The sequence below is a fragment of the Nocardia suismassiliense genome (assembly GCF_900269665.1).
Lineage (GTDB): Bacteria > Actinomycetota > Actinomycetes > Mycobacteriales > Mycobacteriaceae > Nocardia > Nocardia suismassiliense.
In genome coordinates, this window is record NZ_LT985361.1 from 7,484,383 (window position 1) to 7,497,856 (window position 13,474).

Annotated in this window: 14 protein-coding genes; 5 read left to right on the plus strand and 9 right to left on the minus strand. The window is 69.1% G+C overall.

Translation table 11 applies throughout. The annotated features are described in order from the left end of the window. Positions 1–6: 6 nt before the first annotated feature. Complete coding sequence (nadE, locus tag DBO33_RS33355; RefSeq protein ID WP_107658590.1) at positions 7–834, plus strand: ammonia-dependent NAD(+) synthetase; 828 nt, start codon at positions 7–9, stop codon at positions 832–834. Positions 835–913: 79 nt separating this feature from the next. On the opposite strand, the gene DBO33_RS33360 is transcribed toward nadE, so the two are convergent. From DBO33_RS33360 to moaA, 6 genes are all read right to left on the minus strand, one after another. Next, positions 914–1,516 (minus strand): methyltransferase family protein, encoded by a 603-nt coding sequence (locus DBO33_RS33360; RefSeq protein WP_107658591.1) that lies wholly within the window; start codon positions 1,514–1,516, stop codon positions 914–916. A gap of 54 nt (positions 1,517–1,570) precedes the next feature. Continuing rightward, positions 1,571–2,842, minus strand: a complete 1,272-nt coding sequence (locus DBO33_RS33365) for an RNA polymerase sigma factor (RefSeq protein WP_107658592.1) — start codon at positions 2,840–2,842, stop codon at positions 1,571–1,573. Positions 2,843–2,844: 2 nt separating this feature from the next. Beyond that, a complete protein-coding gene (locus DBO33_RS33370) occupies positions 2,845–3,552 on the minus strand; it encodes a YciI family protein (protein WP_107658593.1) in 708 nt (235 codons plus the stop codon). A 91-nt stretch (positions 3,553–3,643) separates the two neighbouring features. Beyond that, on the minus strand, positions 3,644–4,354 hold the full coding sequence (locus tag DBO33_RS33375; protein WP_107658594.1) for a YciI family protein: 711 nt from the start codon (positions 4,352–4,354) through the stop codon (positions 3,644–3,646). A 91-nt stretch (positions 4,355–4,445) separates the two neighbouring features. Then, positions 4,446–4,688 carry a MoaD/ThiS family protein gene (locus tag DBO33_RS33380; protein ID WP_107658595.1) on the minus strand — a complete coding sequence of 81 codons (243 nt, stop codon included), beginning with the start codon at positions 4,686–4,688 and terminating at the stop codon, positions 4,446–4,448. Then, positions 4,681–5,739: a GTP 3',8-cyclase MoaA gene (gene moaA, locus DBO33_RS33385; RefSeq protein ID WP_199856830.1), complete on the minus strand. Its 1,059-nt coding sequence runs from the start codon at positions 5,737–5,739 to the stop codon at positions 4,681–4,683. Before moaA ends, DBO33_RS33380 begins: the two co-directional genes overlap by 8 nt. A gap of 139 nt (positions 5,740–5,878) precedes the next feature. Between moaA and DBO33_RS33390 the strand changes: the two genes are divergently transcribed. From DBO33_RS33390 to DBO33_RS33405, 4 genes are all read left to right on the plus strand, one after another. Continuing rightward, the gene (locus tag DBO33_RS33390; protein WP_107658597.1) at positions 5,879–7,114 is read left to right on the plus strand and encodes a molybdopterin molybdotransferase MoeA; all 1,236 of its coding nucleotides are present in this window, start codon (positions 5,879–5,881) and stop codon (positions 7,112–7,114) included. Positions 7,115–7,138: 24 nt separating this feature from the next. Next, positions 7,139–8,212: a bifunctional molybdenum cofactor biosynthesis protein MoaC/MoaB gene (moaCB, locus tag DBO33_RS33395; RefSeq protein ID WP_107658598.1), complete on the plus strand. Its 1,074-nt coding sequence runs from the start codon at positions 7,139–7,141 to the stop codon at positions 8,210–8,212. Further along, positions 8,199–8,633 carry a molybdenum cofactor biosynthesis protein MoaE gene (locus tag DBO33_RS33400; RefSeq protein ID WP_107658599.1) on the plus strand — a complete coding sequence of 145 codons (435 nt, stop codon included), beginning with the start codon at positions 8,199–8,201 and terminating at the stop codon, positions 8,631–8,633. The genes moaCB and DBO33_RS33400 overlap by 14 nt, the downstream gene beginning before the upstream one ends. An 89-nt stretch (positions 8,634–8,722) precedes the next feature. After that, positions 8,723–9,730 carry an AraC family transcriptional regulator gene (locus DBO33_RS33405; RefSeq protein ID WP_107658600.1) on the plus strand — a complete coding sequence of 336 codons (1,008 nt, stop codon included), beginning with the start codon at positions 8,723–8,725 and terminating at the stop codon, positions 9,728–9,730. 12 nt (positions 9,731–9,742) lie between these two features. Here the strand turns inward: DBO33_RS33405 and DBO33_RS33410 are convergent, their stop codons facing one another. The 3 genes from DBO33_RS33410 to DBO33_RS44820 form a co-directional block, all read right to left on the minus strand. Continuing rightward, positions 9,743–9,934 carry a hypothetical protein gene (locus tag DBO33_RS33410; protein WP_107658601.1) on the minus strand — a complete coding sequence of 64 codons (192 nt, stop codon included), beginning with the start codon at positions 9,932–9,934 and terminating at the stop codon, positions 9,743–9,745. A gap of 193 nt (positions 9,935–10,127) precedes the next feature. Further along, positions 10,128–11,171: a CobW family GTP-binding protein gene (locus DBO33_RS33415; protein WP_107658602.1), complete on the minus strand. Its 1,044-nt coding sequence runs from the start codon at positions 11,169–11,171 to the stop codon at positions 10,128–10,130. 74 nt (positions 11,172–11,245) lie between these two features. Then, on the minus strand, positions 11,246–13,243 hold the full coding sequence (locus DBO33_RS44820) for an N-acetylmuramoyl-L-alanine amidase (protein WP_407670564.1): 1,998 nt from the start codon (positions 13,241–13,243) through the stop codon (positions 11,246–11,248). Positions 13,244–13,474 lie beyond the last annotated feature (231 nt).

The following is a 13,474-nucleotide window of genomic DNA, read 5'->3' on the forward strand; positions in this document are numbered from 1 at the left end:
GCTGCCATGCGGAACCTGCGCGAACAGATCATCACCGAGTTGGGCGTTCAACCGAGCATCGAGCCGAAGGACGAGGTACGGCGCCGGGTCGATTTCCTCAAGGACTATCTGAACGCCACTCCCGCAAAGGGTTTCGTGCTCGGCATCAGCGGCGGGCAGGACAGCTCGCTGGCGGGCCGGTTGTGCCAGCTCGCGGTGGCGGAGCTGCGCGCCGACGGTGCGGACGCGACGTTCGTCGCCGTGCGCCTACCTTATGGCGTGCAGTCCGATGAGGCCGACGCGCGCGCCGCGCTGCGCTTCATCCAGCCGGACAAGACGGTGTCAGTGAACGTGCGGCCGAGTGCGAACGCGACCGCGGGCGAGGTGGCCTCGGCCCTCAAGATCGACAAGCTCCGGGATTTCGTGCGCGGCAACATCAAGGCGCGCGAGCGCATGGTGATCCAGTATGCGATCGCCGGGCAGGAGAATCTGCTCGTGGTCGGCACCGACCACGCCGCGGAGGCGGTCACCGGTTTCTTCACCAAGTACGGCGACGGCGGCGTCGACCTCACCCCGCTGACCGGTCTCACCAAGCACCAGGGTGCGGCGCTGCTGCAGGAGCTGGGCGCTCCGGAAAGCATCTGGTCGAAGGTGCCCACCGCCGACCTGGAGGACGACCGACCCTCGCTGCCCGACGAGGAGGCCCTCGGCCTCACCTACCGTGAGATCGACGACTACCTGGAGGGCAAGGACGTCACCGCCGAGGTCGCCGAGCGGATCGAGTCCATCTACCTCAACACCCGGCACAAGCGGACCGTCCCGGTCACCCCGCTCGACACCTGGTGGCGCGACTAGCCGACGCCCGCACCACTTCTGATGTCCCGCACCGGGAATCGCATGCGATTTCGGTGCGGGGCATCGAAAGCGGCTGGTCCTATCGCCTGCCGACGGCGGGTAGGAAGCGGCCGACCTCGGCCACGTAGGAGCGGTAGTGGTCGCCGTGCACCTTGTGCAGGTACGGCTCCTCCACCACTCTTACCTGTAGTTCGATCGCGCCGACGAGTAGCAGGAAGCCTGCCACCGCAACAGGATTGGGCACCATCAGCGTGACGCCTACCGCGAACGTGAACATGCCGGTGAAGATCGGGTTGCGCACCAGGCCGAAGACGCCGGATAGCACCAGGGTCGTGCGCTCTGTGGCGTCGACGCCGATTCGCCAGGACTCCCCCATGTCTCGCTGCGCGTACAGCGTGCCCAGGATGCCGGTTACCGCGACGACGACCCCGATCCAGGACACCAACTCGTTGTCCAGCAACGGAATCGGATCCAGCACACCCGTGAGCTGAAGTAGCGGCGCGGCCAGCCCCACGGCGAAGGCCACGAGGACCCCCACTCCGGCCAGCCATTCCAGTGAACCCGTGCGGCCGCCGATGCCACGGAACCCGGTCGACCCCGTGCGGCGCCACTGCCACCAGCTCCGCCAGCCGAAGGCCGCCGCGGCGAAGACCACATACAAAACCAGTGCGCCTACTGCCATCGCACTCTCCCTCCTTGTGTCGCCACCAGGATATATAAATGAATGCGCATGTGTCTATGGTTTTGTAAGATCCTGTCCCGCAGCCGTTTCTACTTGGGCGAGGCGCCGAGACAGGAAGCGGCGGACTTGCTCGTTGGCCGTGCGCTCCAGCGCGACGCGATAGTGCGCCACGGACTCCGCATGGCGCCCGGCGCGGCGAAGCAGGTCGGCGCGGGTCGCGGCGACGAGATGCGAGTCGGCCAGGCGCGGGTGGTCCGCGATCTCGTCGAGTGCGGCGAGGCCGCTGTCGAACCCGCGCAGGAAGCCGACGGCGATCGCCCGATTCACCGCGACCATCGGCGAGTCCGAGTATCCGAGTAGCTCGTCGTAGCCGGAAACTATTGCGGCCCAATCAGTTTGCTTCCATGTCGGCGCGGTGGCGTGTGCGGCGGCAATCCTCGCTTGGGCAAGGTAGGGACCGGTGCCGTCCGCGGCGGCGGAGACCAGGCAGCGCAACCCCGCCGCGATCTGGGCTCGATTCCACGCGGACCGGTCCTGGTCCTCGATCGGCACCAATTCGACTCCGGCACTGCGGCGTTGGCCTCTGCGGCTGTCATTGAGCAGCATCAGCGCGAGCAGCGCCCGCGCCTCCGGCTCGTCCGGCAGCAGCCCGCACAACAGTTTGCCGAGCCGAATCGCCTCGTCGCACAGTTCATCTCGGACAGCGGTCGGGCCCGAGGTGGCGAAGTAGCCTTCGGTGAAGACCAGATAGACGCACGCCAGCACCACCGGCGTGCGCTCCGCCAGCAGGTGCGCGGGCGGCACCCGCAGCGGAATACCGGCCGACCTGATCTTCGCCTTCGCGCGGGTGAGGCGTTGGGCCACGGTATGTTCCGGCTGCAGGAAGGCCCTGGCGATCTCCGCCGTCCGCAGCCCGCACACCAGCCGCAGCGTCAGCGCGACCTGCGACTCCGGCGACAGCGCCGGATGACAGCAGGTGAAGATCATGCGCAGCTGATCGTCGGCCACCGGCGACACGTCCACCTCCTCGTTCGGCGCGCCGAACGGACTCGGCGCGGTCCGCAGCACGGCGTCCTGCTCCTTGCCGCCACGCAGCGATTCACGGCGCAGTCGGTCCAGCGCCCGATTGCGCGCCGCGGTGGTGATCCAAGCGCCCGGATTGGTCGGCAAACCCTGACTCGGCCAGCTGCGCAGTGCGTCGGCGAACGCCTCGTGCACCGCGTCCTCGGCCAGCCCGATATCGCCGACCAGCCGGGCGACCGTGGCCAGGGCCCGGCCGAATTCGGCGCGGTAGACGCCGTCGATTGATGCGGCCGGGCCCGGCACGGTCAGAAGCCGACGTCGACGATGCGGCGAACTTCGGTGCGTCCCTTCGCCCCGCGCGGAATCTTGGTCGCGATCTCCGCGGCCTGGGCGGGCCCGGCCGCGGTGAAGACATAGACGCCGTCGACCACTTCCGCGCCCTCGGTGTACGGCCCGTCGGTACGCAACAGTTGCCCGTCGCGCATTCGCACGGTGACCGCGGTCGCCGGCGGCCGCAAGGCTCCGCCGCCGCGGATCACGTCACCGACCTGTTCGCCGAACCGCTCGTGTTCGACCACCGCCGCGGCCCATTCGGGGGTGTCCGGCTCGATCACGTCGCTCTCCCACAGCAGCGCGGTCCACCAATCGGCGCCCGGCTGCTCGTGCGGCGTCCACATCACCATCGGACGCACCTCGACCGAACCCCGCGCGGCCGTCGGAATTCGACCGGCGAGTTCGACGGCCGTGTCCAGATCCGGGCAGTCGAAGACGTAGAAGCCGCCGACCACCTCGGCCTGCTCGGTGAACGGACCGTCGGTGACCAACAGTTGGTCGCCGTCGCGCCGGACATTGATCGCCGTGTCCGCCGGGAACAGCGCCGCACCGCCCGCGATCGCCGCCGCGGCCTGCTCCTGGAATGCCGCGTACTTCTCGACCCCTGCGGCGAACTCGGGTGTTCCCGGCTTGTTGGCGGGGTCCGCCTCGCTGCTCACGATCGTCGCGAAGTAGTGCATGGTCGCCCAACCTTCCTCGAATGGAGGGGTCCGATACCCTTCCCTACCCAGACGACGAACGGCGCGTGCATTTCTCTACGAACGAGGTCGGTCACTCTTCGAGGTCGACGAGCTGACGCAGTTCCACCCGCCCGGTCTCACCACACGGAATCCGGGTGGCGATCTCGGTTGCCTCGGCTCGGTCCTTCGCCACGAACATATACAGCCCGTCGATCACCTCCGACTCGGCGAAGGGCCCATCGGTGAGCAGCAATCGGCCGTCCCGGACGCGCACCGTGGTCGCGGTCGTCGGCGGCTGCACCGCGCCGTTGCCGCGCAACGCCGCCGCAGCGGCCGTACCGAACTCCTGATGCAGGGCCACTGCCGGATCCCATTCGGGTGTGCCCGGCGCGATCACGTTCTCCGGTCGCTCCCACAACAGCGCGAGCCACCAGTCCGCGCCCGGCAAGCCTTGCGACTGCCACTGGATCATCGGTCGCAGTTCGACCGCACCCTGTTCAGCCGCAGGCGCCTGACGCGCGAGCTGGATGGCGTCGTCGAGATCCTTGCAGTCGAACACGATGAAGCCGCCGACCACCTCGGCCTGCTCGGTGAACGGACCGTCGGTGATGAGCGTGCGGCCGCCGACGTGCCGGATGTTGACCGCGGTCTCCACCGGATATAGCGGAGCGCCGCCGGCGATCGCCGCACCCGCGTTCGCCTCGAACACCTCGTACTTCTCGACCTCGGCCGCGAACTCCGCCGAGCCGGGCTCCACGTCCGGCCCGTCACCGCGTCCTACCAATGTCGCCAGGTAGTGCATGTCGTCATCCTTCCCGGAATCCGAGGAGTCCGATACCCCTCGCTACCTGGACGACGAACGCGACAGCGGTTTCTCTACATGCGGTACCCGGTCACCCGCCCGCGAACGGCGGCAGCACGTCCACCTGCGGCGTCAACGCCATCTTCGGATCGCGGGTCAGCTCGTCGCCGACCAGATAGGCGCACACGGACAGCATCTTGTCCAGGTCCGGCCCGTATGAGGCGGACAGCATCGAGCGCAGGTCGGCGACGGTGGCGCCGGCCGGGAACTCGAGCGTCTCGCGGTCCTTGCCGACGGCGTCGGCGATGGCGGCGAAATAGCGGATCTCAACCACCGATAGCTCCCATCGTGCGTTCCGGCGGGACGAAGCCCGCGGCGTCGATGCCGTGACCCGCCCACTTGTTCCACATCGCGCCGCGCCACAGCGTGGCGAGTTCGGCGTCGTCGGCGCCGGCGCGCAGGGCCTGGCGCAGGTCGTATTCCTGGTCGCTGAACAGGCAGGAGCGCAGCATGCCGTCGGCGGTGAGGCGGGTGCGGGCGCAGGGGTCGCCGAACTTGCGGGGGGCCGAGGCGGTGATCCCGACGGGTCCGGGGGCGCCGTCGACCAGCCACGTCTCGGCGGGGGCCGAGGGGTCGGCGCGGCCTGCCGCGGTCAACTCGAAGCGGGTGCCGAGCACGTCGAGCAGTTCGGCGGCGGTGACCATGTTGGCGCGCGCCCATTCGTGGTCGGCGTCGAGCGGCATCTCCTCGATGAACCGCAGCGCGCACTGCTCGTCCAGGCACCACTGGAGCAGATCCGCTGCGCCGGACAGTGTTTCGCGCATGAGCACGGCGTTCACCTTGACCGGGGCCAGGCCGGCGTCGCGGGCGGCCCGAATGCCTGCCAGCGCGGAGTCGAGCCGGTCGCGGCGGGTCAGCTTGGCGAACCCGGCCCGGTCGACCGTGTCCAGCGAGACGTTCACCCGATGCAGCCCGGCGGCGGCGAGCGCACGGGCGCGGTGCTCGAGGCCGACACCGTTGGTGGTCATCGCCAGCGGCGTGTCCGGCACCTGTTCGTGACAGCCCGCGATGATCTGTTCGAGATCGCGCCGCATCAACGGCTCGCCGCCGGTGAACCGGACTTCCTGCACCCCGAGCTCGCGGACCGCCAGGCTCACCAGGCGCACGATCTCCGCGACGGTCAGCAGCTCGTCCTTCGGTATCGCGGGCAGCCCTTCCTCGGGCATGCAGTAGGTACAGCGCAGCGAACACTTCTCGGTGATGGACACGCGCAGATCGCGGGCCACCCGGCCGAATCGGTCCAGCAGGAAGGGCGTATCGGGGCGCCCATCGAGCGAGGGACGCCCGGACCGCACGGCAGGTATCCCCATCTCGACCAGAGTCACGTGTCCATTATGACCTTTGCTCGCCGTTGGTCAGTCGCGGAAGGTACGGAATCGCGCACCGCGCGCACCTTGCGATTGTGAGGTTCGCACAAGCCGGACAGCCTATTGGCACCGTTGCACGGACGTTACGCTTGCCGACATGAACCCTCGGCCTGCCAGCGTCCCGGCCCGGCCCGTCGACGAGTACCGGGACAGCATCGAACAGCTGCTGCGGCCACTGGCCGCGCGCTCGGTCGAAGCCGCCTCGGTGCCCGCGGCACTGGGCAGGCAGCTCGCCGACGATGTGCGTTCGCCGGTCGACCTGCCGGTGTTCCGTAATTCGGCGATGGACGGCTACGCGGTGCGCGCCGAGTCGGTGGCGACCACGCCGGTCACGCTGCGGCTGGCCGGGATCGTCGCGGCGGGCAATGCCGGGCAGACACCGCTGCCGCCCGGCGCCGCGATCAAGGTGATGACGGGCGCGCCGATCCCGCCCGGCGCGGACTGTGTGGTCCCGGTGGAGGACACCCACGCCGACGACGGCACCGTCACCATCGAACGTGGGCGCGGCACCGGCGATTTCGTGCGCGAGGCGGGCACCGATGTGCGCGCCGGGGACCTGCTGATCGACGCGGGCACCATGCTGGAGCCGCGGCACATCGCGGCGCTCGCGGCGGTCGGCTTGCCCACCGTGTCGGTGTTCAGCGCGGTGCGGGCGGCGGTCATCACCACCGGCGACGAGCTGGTCCCGGCGGGCAGTACGCTGCGCCCCGGGCAGATCTACAACTCCAACGGCATCGCGCTGGCCGCCGCGCTCACCGCGAACGGGGTCGACGTCGTCTCGGTCGAGCACAGCACCGACGATCCCGATCAGTTTCGCAAGCTGCTGGGGGCCGCGACCGACTCCGCCGATGTCGTGTTCACCTCCGGCGGCGTCTCCAAGGGCGACTTCGAGGTGGTCAAGGATGTGCTGGCGCCGCTCGGCGGACTGTTCGGCTCGGTGGCCATGCAGCCGGGCGGGCCGCAGGGGCTGACCGTCGTCGACGGTGTTCCGGTGCTGAGCTTTCCCGGCAATCCGGTGAGCACCATGGTGTCGTTCGAGGTCTTCGCCCGGCCGATCCTGCGTCGTCTCGCGGGGCTGGCGCCGGTCGACAGCTACGAGCTGCCGCTGCGCAACGAGGTGGCCCGCTCGCCGGAGGGCAAGCGACAGTTCCTGCGCGGCAAGCTGATTCGGGCGAAGTCCGACCACCTGTGCACGCCGGAGGCGGTGGAGTTGGTGTCCGGGCCCGGGTCGCATCTCGTCGCGGGGATGGCCTGGGCGGACGTGCTGATCGACGTTCCGGCCGAGGTCACCGCGCTGCCCGCGGGCACCGCTGTGCGAGTGTGGTCGCTGTGATCCGCCGCGTCCCAGGAGTATTCGATGAGTGAGTTGTCCCATGTGGACGGCGAAGGCCGGGCCCGCATGGTCGATGTGAGTGCCAAGTCCGACACCACCCGGATCGCGGTGGCCGCCGGGGAGCTGCTGACCACCGCCGAGGTGGTCGCGCTGGTGCGCGCCGACGACATGCCCAAGGCCGACGTGCTGTCCACCGCGCGAATCGCGGGCATCGCCGGTGCGAAGAAGACCTCGGAGCTGATCCCGCTGTGCCATCAGCTGGCGCTGTCCTCGGTGAAGGTCGAGTTCGGTTTCACCGACACCTCGATCACCATCGAGGCGACCGCGAAGACCAAGGGGCCCACCGGCGTCGAGATGGAAGCATTGACCGCCGTTGCGGTGGCCGGGCTGACACTGCACGACATGGTGAAGGCGGTCGATCCGGCGGCGACGCTGAACGGCGTGCGGCTGCTCACCAAAGAGGGTGGCAAGCACGGGCATTGGGTGCGGCCGGAGTCCGATGCCGGGCAGGCCGACTCCAGCGGGCATGCCGACAAAGCCCATGAGTCCGGTTCCGCATCGGGGCACGCAGCAAGCGATGCGAAACACCAACCCTCGCAAAGCTTTACCGAAGCCAACTCACCCTCGGCCGTTGTCCTCGTCGCCTCGACCGGCGCCGCCGCAGGCACCCGCATCGACACCACCGGTCCGGTGCTCGCGGAATGGCTTGCCGGACTCGGCTTTTCGGTACGCGGACCGCTGGTCTACGCGGACGCCGACATCGCCGTCGGCTTGGCCGACGCACTGCGCCTCGAACCGGCGCTGGTAATCAGCACCGGCGGCACCGGCGCCTCCCCCACCGATGCCACCCCCGAGGCCACCCTCGCCGTGCTGACCCGCGAACTGCCCGGCGTCGCCGAGGCGATCCGCCAGCGCGGCACCGCGAAGTTCCCCCTGGCCGCGCTCAGCCGCGGCGTGGCCGGACTGGCCGGTCGATCTGTGGTCGTCAACCTGCCGGGCTCCCCCGGCGGCGTCAAGGACGGCATCGCGGTGCTCGAACCGCTGCTCGATCATCTGCTCGCGCAAGTCGCCGGAGGCGGAAACCATGACAACAACTGAGCCCACCGTCCGGCTGGCCCGGATCAGCGACCAGCCGCTGGACCCCGCCGCGGTCGAGGCGGCGGTGACCGGCCCGCACTACGGCGCCGTCGTGGTGTTCACCGGCAAGGTGCGCGACCACGATGGCGGACAAGCCGTTTCGGCGTTGGAGTATTCCGCGCATCCCGACGCCGAGCGCTTCCTGCACAAAATCTGCGCCGAGCTGGCCGAGTCCTCGAGTGTGCCGGTGGCCGCCGTGCACCGGGTCGGCGCGTTGACCATCGGTGACGCGGCGATCGTCGTCGCGGTCGCCGCCGCACACCGCGCCGAGGCCTTCACCGCCTGCGCCGAGCTGGTGGACCGGATCAAGCACGATGTGCCGATCTGGAAAAGGCAGTTGTTCGCCGACGGGCTATCCGAATGGGTCAACGCGTGCGGTTAACCAAGCCGTGACATGAACCCCATGACGATTCAACACGCCGGCGATAGCGTGGCCGCACACACAGTTCGGCGGCGGCGCGGGAGGACGCGATGGGCACCGATCAGGTTTTGCTGCACCGGTTCGTCATCTCTCAGCTCAGCGCGGCCGGTCTCGATCGAGATCGGCTGATCCGCGAGACCGGGCTGCCCGAGTGGACGATGGCCGGGGCCGACGTGCACCTGCCGAGCCACACCTTTTCCCGGCTGTGGGAACTCGGCGAGCACGGCCTCGGCGATCCGGACGTCGCGCTGAACGTGGCCCGGCGTTATCAATTGCCGACCCTCGGCCTGTACGACTACCTGTTCTCCACCGCCCCGACCCTCGGCGCGGGCCTGGCGACCTGCGGGCCGTACGTCACCGCGGTCACCACCAACCACCGCTTCGACCTGATCGCCGAGAACGACGGCGAAGTGACGCTCTATCTCGACATGATCCGAGGTGAGGGCCGCGGCCGCGACCTCACCCAGCTGTGGGGCCTGACCGCCGTGCTCAGCCGGGCCCGGCGGGTGGTCCGCGAGCCGGTTGTTCCGCTGCGTGTTTCACTGCGCCAGTCGGCACCCGCCAGAGTGGACACATTCGTAGAGGTGTTCGGCACCACCGCAATCGATTTCGACGCACCGGTGGACGCGATCGTCTTCCGCGCATCGGACATGGACCTGCCGCTGACCACCAGCGATCCGGTGCTCGCCGCGATTCTGCAGCCGCTGGCCGAGGCCTTGCCGCCACCGCCGCCGCTGGCCACCGCCTGGCCGGAGCGGGTCGCGGCGGCACTGGCCGACGCGCTGGAAACCGGTGACGTCTCGCTCGATCAGGTGGCGCGCAGGCTGGCCACCAGTCCGCGCACCCTGCAACGCAGGCTGATGGAGGCGGGCACGACGTGGCGGCGGGAACTGGATCGGGCGCGGACGGCCCGGCTCAACGAAGCGACGTCCGGCGGACCGCTCAGCCGATCACGTCAGGCCGAGTTGCTCGGCTACTCCGACGCGGGCTCGATGCGGCGCGCGGCGCGGCGGTGGTCCCTGACGCCGCGCGGGCGGCAGGTCGCCACCTTCGACTAGGGCCTTGCGCTCTCACGACTTCAGGAAACGCGCCACGATCCCCCAGAACGTGGCGTTCTCGATCGCGCGGAAATTCCAGCTGTTGGCGATGGCATGTGACTCGGCCACGATCCCCGGAACGTCGAAGTCGTCGCGCGTGGCAGTGCCTTTGGCCTCCAGCACTTCGATCACGTACGCGGTGGCGCTCTCCAACGAATCTGACACGGAAAACTCCCATCGGTCGCAAAACGAAACGTCTCGATCATGATTCGGTGCGCCGACCCGACACCACGCGCAGCAAGTTCGCACCATTGCGCACGTGCCGACGCGGCGGGCACCAGGACAGTCTCGTGTCCGCCCGGCGCCGCCGCCAGCACCGAACGCGCCAGTTTCGGGCCGAACGCGCCAACCTCGTCGATCAGTGCGGCGTATAACGCCACACACCGAGCAGGGTCTGCGGATCGAGCGGGTCGTCGTCGAGGTGCACGGTGTCCTGCAACCGCTTCAGCGCCAGGTCGGTGTCCAGGCCGGCCCCGATCAGCACCAGCTGGGTCGTGCGGGATTCACCGCGCGCCCAGTTCTCCGGCTCGAACACCAGGTGGCGGCCGACCAGGTGGAATACGAACTTGCGGCGTTCCTCCGCGATCGGGAAGGCGACGAAGCCCTTGGCGCGGAACAGGCCTGGCGGCGGGTCCTCCAGGAAACCGATCAGGCCGCGCGGGTCCAGCGGGCGCTCGCTGGTGAAGGAGGCGGTGACGTAGTCGTCGTGCAGATGGTGATGCTCGGTGTGGTCGTGATCGTGGTCGTCGAGCAGCTCGTCGAAGCTCAATTGCTCGGCGACCCGTGCGGTTTCGCGCATCGGCTCGTCGAACAGCAGGCCGGGCTCGAGGCGACCGTGCGTGGTCGCGTACACCGGCACCTGCCCGATCAGCTCCGCGATGTCCTGCCGCAAGGTGTGCACCTGCGCGGCGGGCACCCGGTCGGCCTTGTTGACCACCACCAGATCGGCCAGCCGCAGATGCGTGGTCAGCTCCGGATGGCGCGCGCTGCTCGCCGGGAACTGCTCGGCATCGACCACCTCCACCAACCCGCCGTACCGGATGCGCGGATTCTCGCTGCCCACCACCATCCGGATGAGATTGCGTGGCTCGGCCAGGCCGCTGGCCTCCACCACGATCACGTCGATCTTGGCGCGCGGCTGCGCGAGCCGAGTGAACAGGTCGTCCAGCTCGCCGACGTCGACCGCGCAGCAGACACAGCCGTTGCCGAGCGAGACCATGGCGTCGACCTGGCCGGCGACCAGCATCGAGTCGATATTGATCGCGCCGAAGTCGTTCACCACCACGCCGATTCGGGTGCCGCGGCTGTTGCGCAGCAGGTGGTTGAGCAGCGTTGTTTTCCCGGAACCGAGAAACCCCGCGACGATGACAACAGGAATCCGGTCAGCCACGCCGACCACCATACTGCGCGGCGCGATGGTCCCTGGAAAGCCGAACGTCACCCTCGGCGAGGGTGACGTCCGGTCGTTGCTCGGTGTTACTTGGCGGGAGCGATGAACTTCGCCGCCAAGGCGTAGGCGAGGTTGATCAGTTCGGCGGTGACCATGTTGTTGTCCACGCCGAGCGCCTTCGCCAGCGGCATCAGCATGGTCAGCACCATGTCCATGATCGCGCGGACGGCGGACATGTCGGTCGACTCGTCCACTGGTGGTTTGGTCCCCGGCAGGCTCGGGTTCTGTTGGGTGCCCGGTGCGGTCGGGGACTGCTGGGTGCCCGGGGCGGTCGGGGACTGCTGGGTGCCCGGACCCGGGGTGAACGGCGAGGACTGGCCTTGCGGTGCGGTCTGCGCCTGCGGCGCGGGTGCGGACTGTGCGGGCGGATCAATCGACGCGGGAGACGGTTGCCACTGCGGCGAGTTCGGTTGCGGAGCGGCCTGCGGTCCCGGCGCTGATTGCGCGGGCGGCTCAGTTGATGCCGGGTACGGCTGGAGCTGCGTCGAGTTCGGTTGCGGAGCGGCCTGCGGTCCCGGCGCTGATTGCGCGGGCGGCTCGGTTGACGCGGGATGCGGTTGGAGCTGCGGCGAGTTCGGTTGCGCCTGCGGTACCGGCGCCGATTGCGCGGGCGGCTCGGTCGATGCCGGATGTGGTTGGAGCTGCGGCGGATTCGATGCCAACTGCGGTTCGATCGATGCCGGAGACGGCTCCAACGGCGAGTCCGCCGGTGGCAGCGCCAGTTCCTGCGGTGCCGTCTGCATCGGTGGTACCGCCTGGGCCTGCGGGTCCGGTACGGCATGCGGTACAGCTTGCGCCTGCGGGTCCAGCGCGACCTGCGGTACTGCGTGGGCCTGCAGGTTCGGCGCGGCCTCCGGTGCCGCTTGCGCCTGCGGATCCAGCGCGGCCTGCGGTACAGCTTGCGCCTGCGGATCCAGCGCAACCTGCGGTACGGCTTGGGCCTGCAGGTTCGGCGCGGCCTGCGGTACCGCTCGAGCCTGCGGGTCCGGCACGGCCTGCGGTACCGCTCGAGCCTGCGGATCCAGCGCAACCTGCGGTACGGCCTGGGCCTGCAGGTCCGACGCAGTCTGCGGTACAGCTTCGACCTGCGAGTCCGGCGCGGTATGCGGTGCGGGTTCGGCCGAGGCGGGTTGTGGTGCCGGCACTCCGACCGCCGGCTGCGGTACGGGTGCCGCGGCGGGCTGCTCGCCCACCACATTCGGCGTCACCGATTGCGGGCCGAGCAGATAACTCACCAGCCCGGTGGTGATGGCGACAGCGTGCCTGAGCTGCCCTTCCTGGCTCTCCAGCAGTGCGGCGTCCTCGGCGTTGGCCCCGTTGCCCATTTCGATGAACACATCGGGCACCGCGGTGAGCGCCGGACCGGCGATATCCCTGCGCGACTGCAAACCATGCGGGCTCGCGTACGTCGCGGGCACGAACCCGGCTTGCAGGTAGGCGTCGCGCATCGCGGTCGAGGCGGCCAGCCCGGCGCTGGACTGGATGTGGTTGATCGTCGGATCGGGAATGGGCAGCTCGGGCACGATCAGATGGAAGCCGCGCTGGTCGGCGGGCGCGCTGTCGGCGTGAATGCTCACCGCGACGGCGGCACCGGACTCGTTGGCGGCCCTGGCGCGGTCGTCGATGCAGCCGCCCCAGCCCACATCGTCCTGGCGGCTCAGCACCACCTGCGCGCCGAGCTGCTCCAGCGAGGTCTTCACCAGCTGCGCGACATTCCAGTTGATGGTGTGCTCGGGCACGCCGTGCACCGTGGTCATGCCGGTCGTCTGGCAGTCCTTCATGCCGCCGCGTCCGTCGCTGACCTGCCTGGCGACGTTCTCGCCATGCCCGGATCCCTGATGGCCGGGATCGACGAACACGGTCTTGCCCACAAGTTTGGTCGCCGCCTCCGACTGCGCCGGAGTGGCCGTAGCGGTGCCCGGAACCACACCGGACAGCGTCACCGTGACCGCGGCCGTGACGGCGGAACCGAGTCCGGCACGGACGATGCCTGATTTCGCGAAGAACGCCTGGTAGATAGACAAAGCAGCTCCCTAGTCCCGTGATGGTCCCGTGAGCCGTTCCAGCCCGTCGAGCTAAGCGGAATCGCTCTCGGTGTTACTGCTGGTGCTGTTGTTACAGGAGAGCATAGCGGCTACCGGCTTGTGCGTCCGCGACTCGTGACCTCGAAGAGATGCGCATGCGCCTCCCCGGGCAAGTGACGAGCAAGACGCTTCCGCACGGTCTTCGCAGCGGTGCCCGGTATCAGCGCGGAC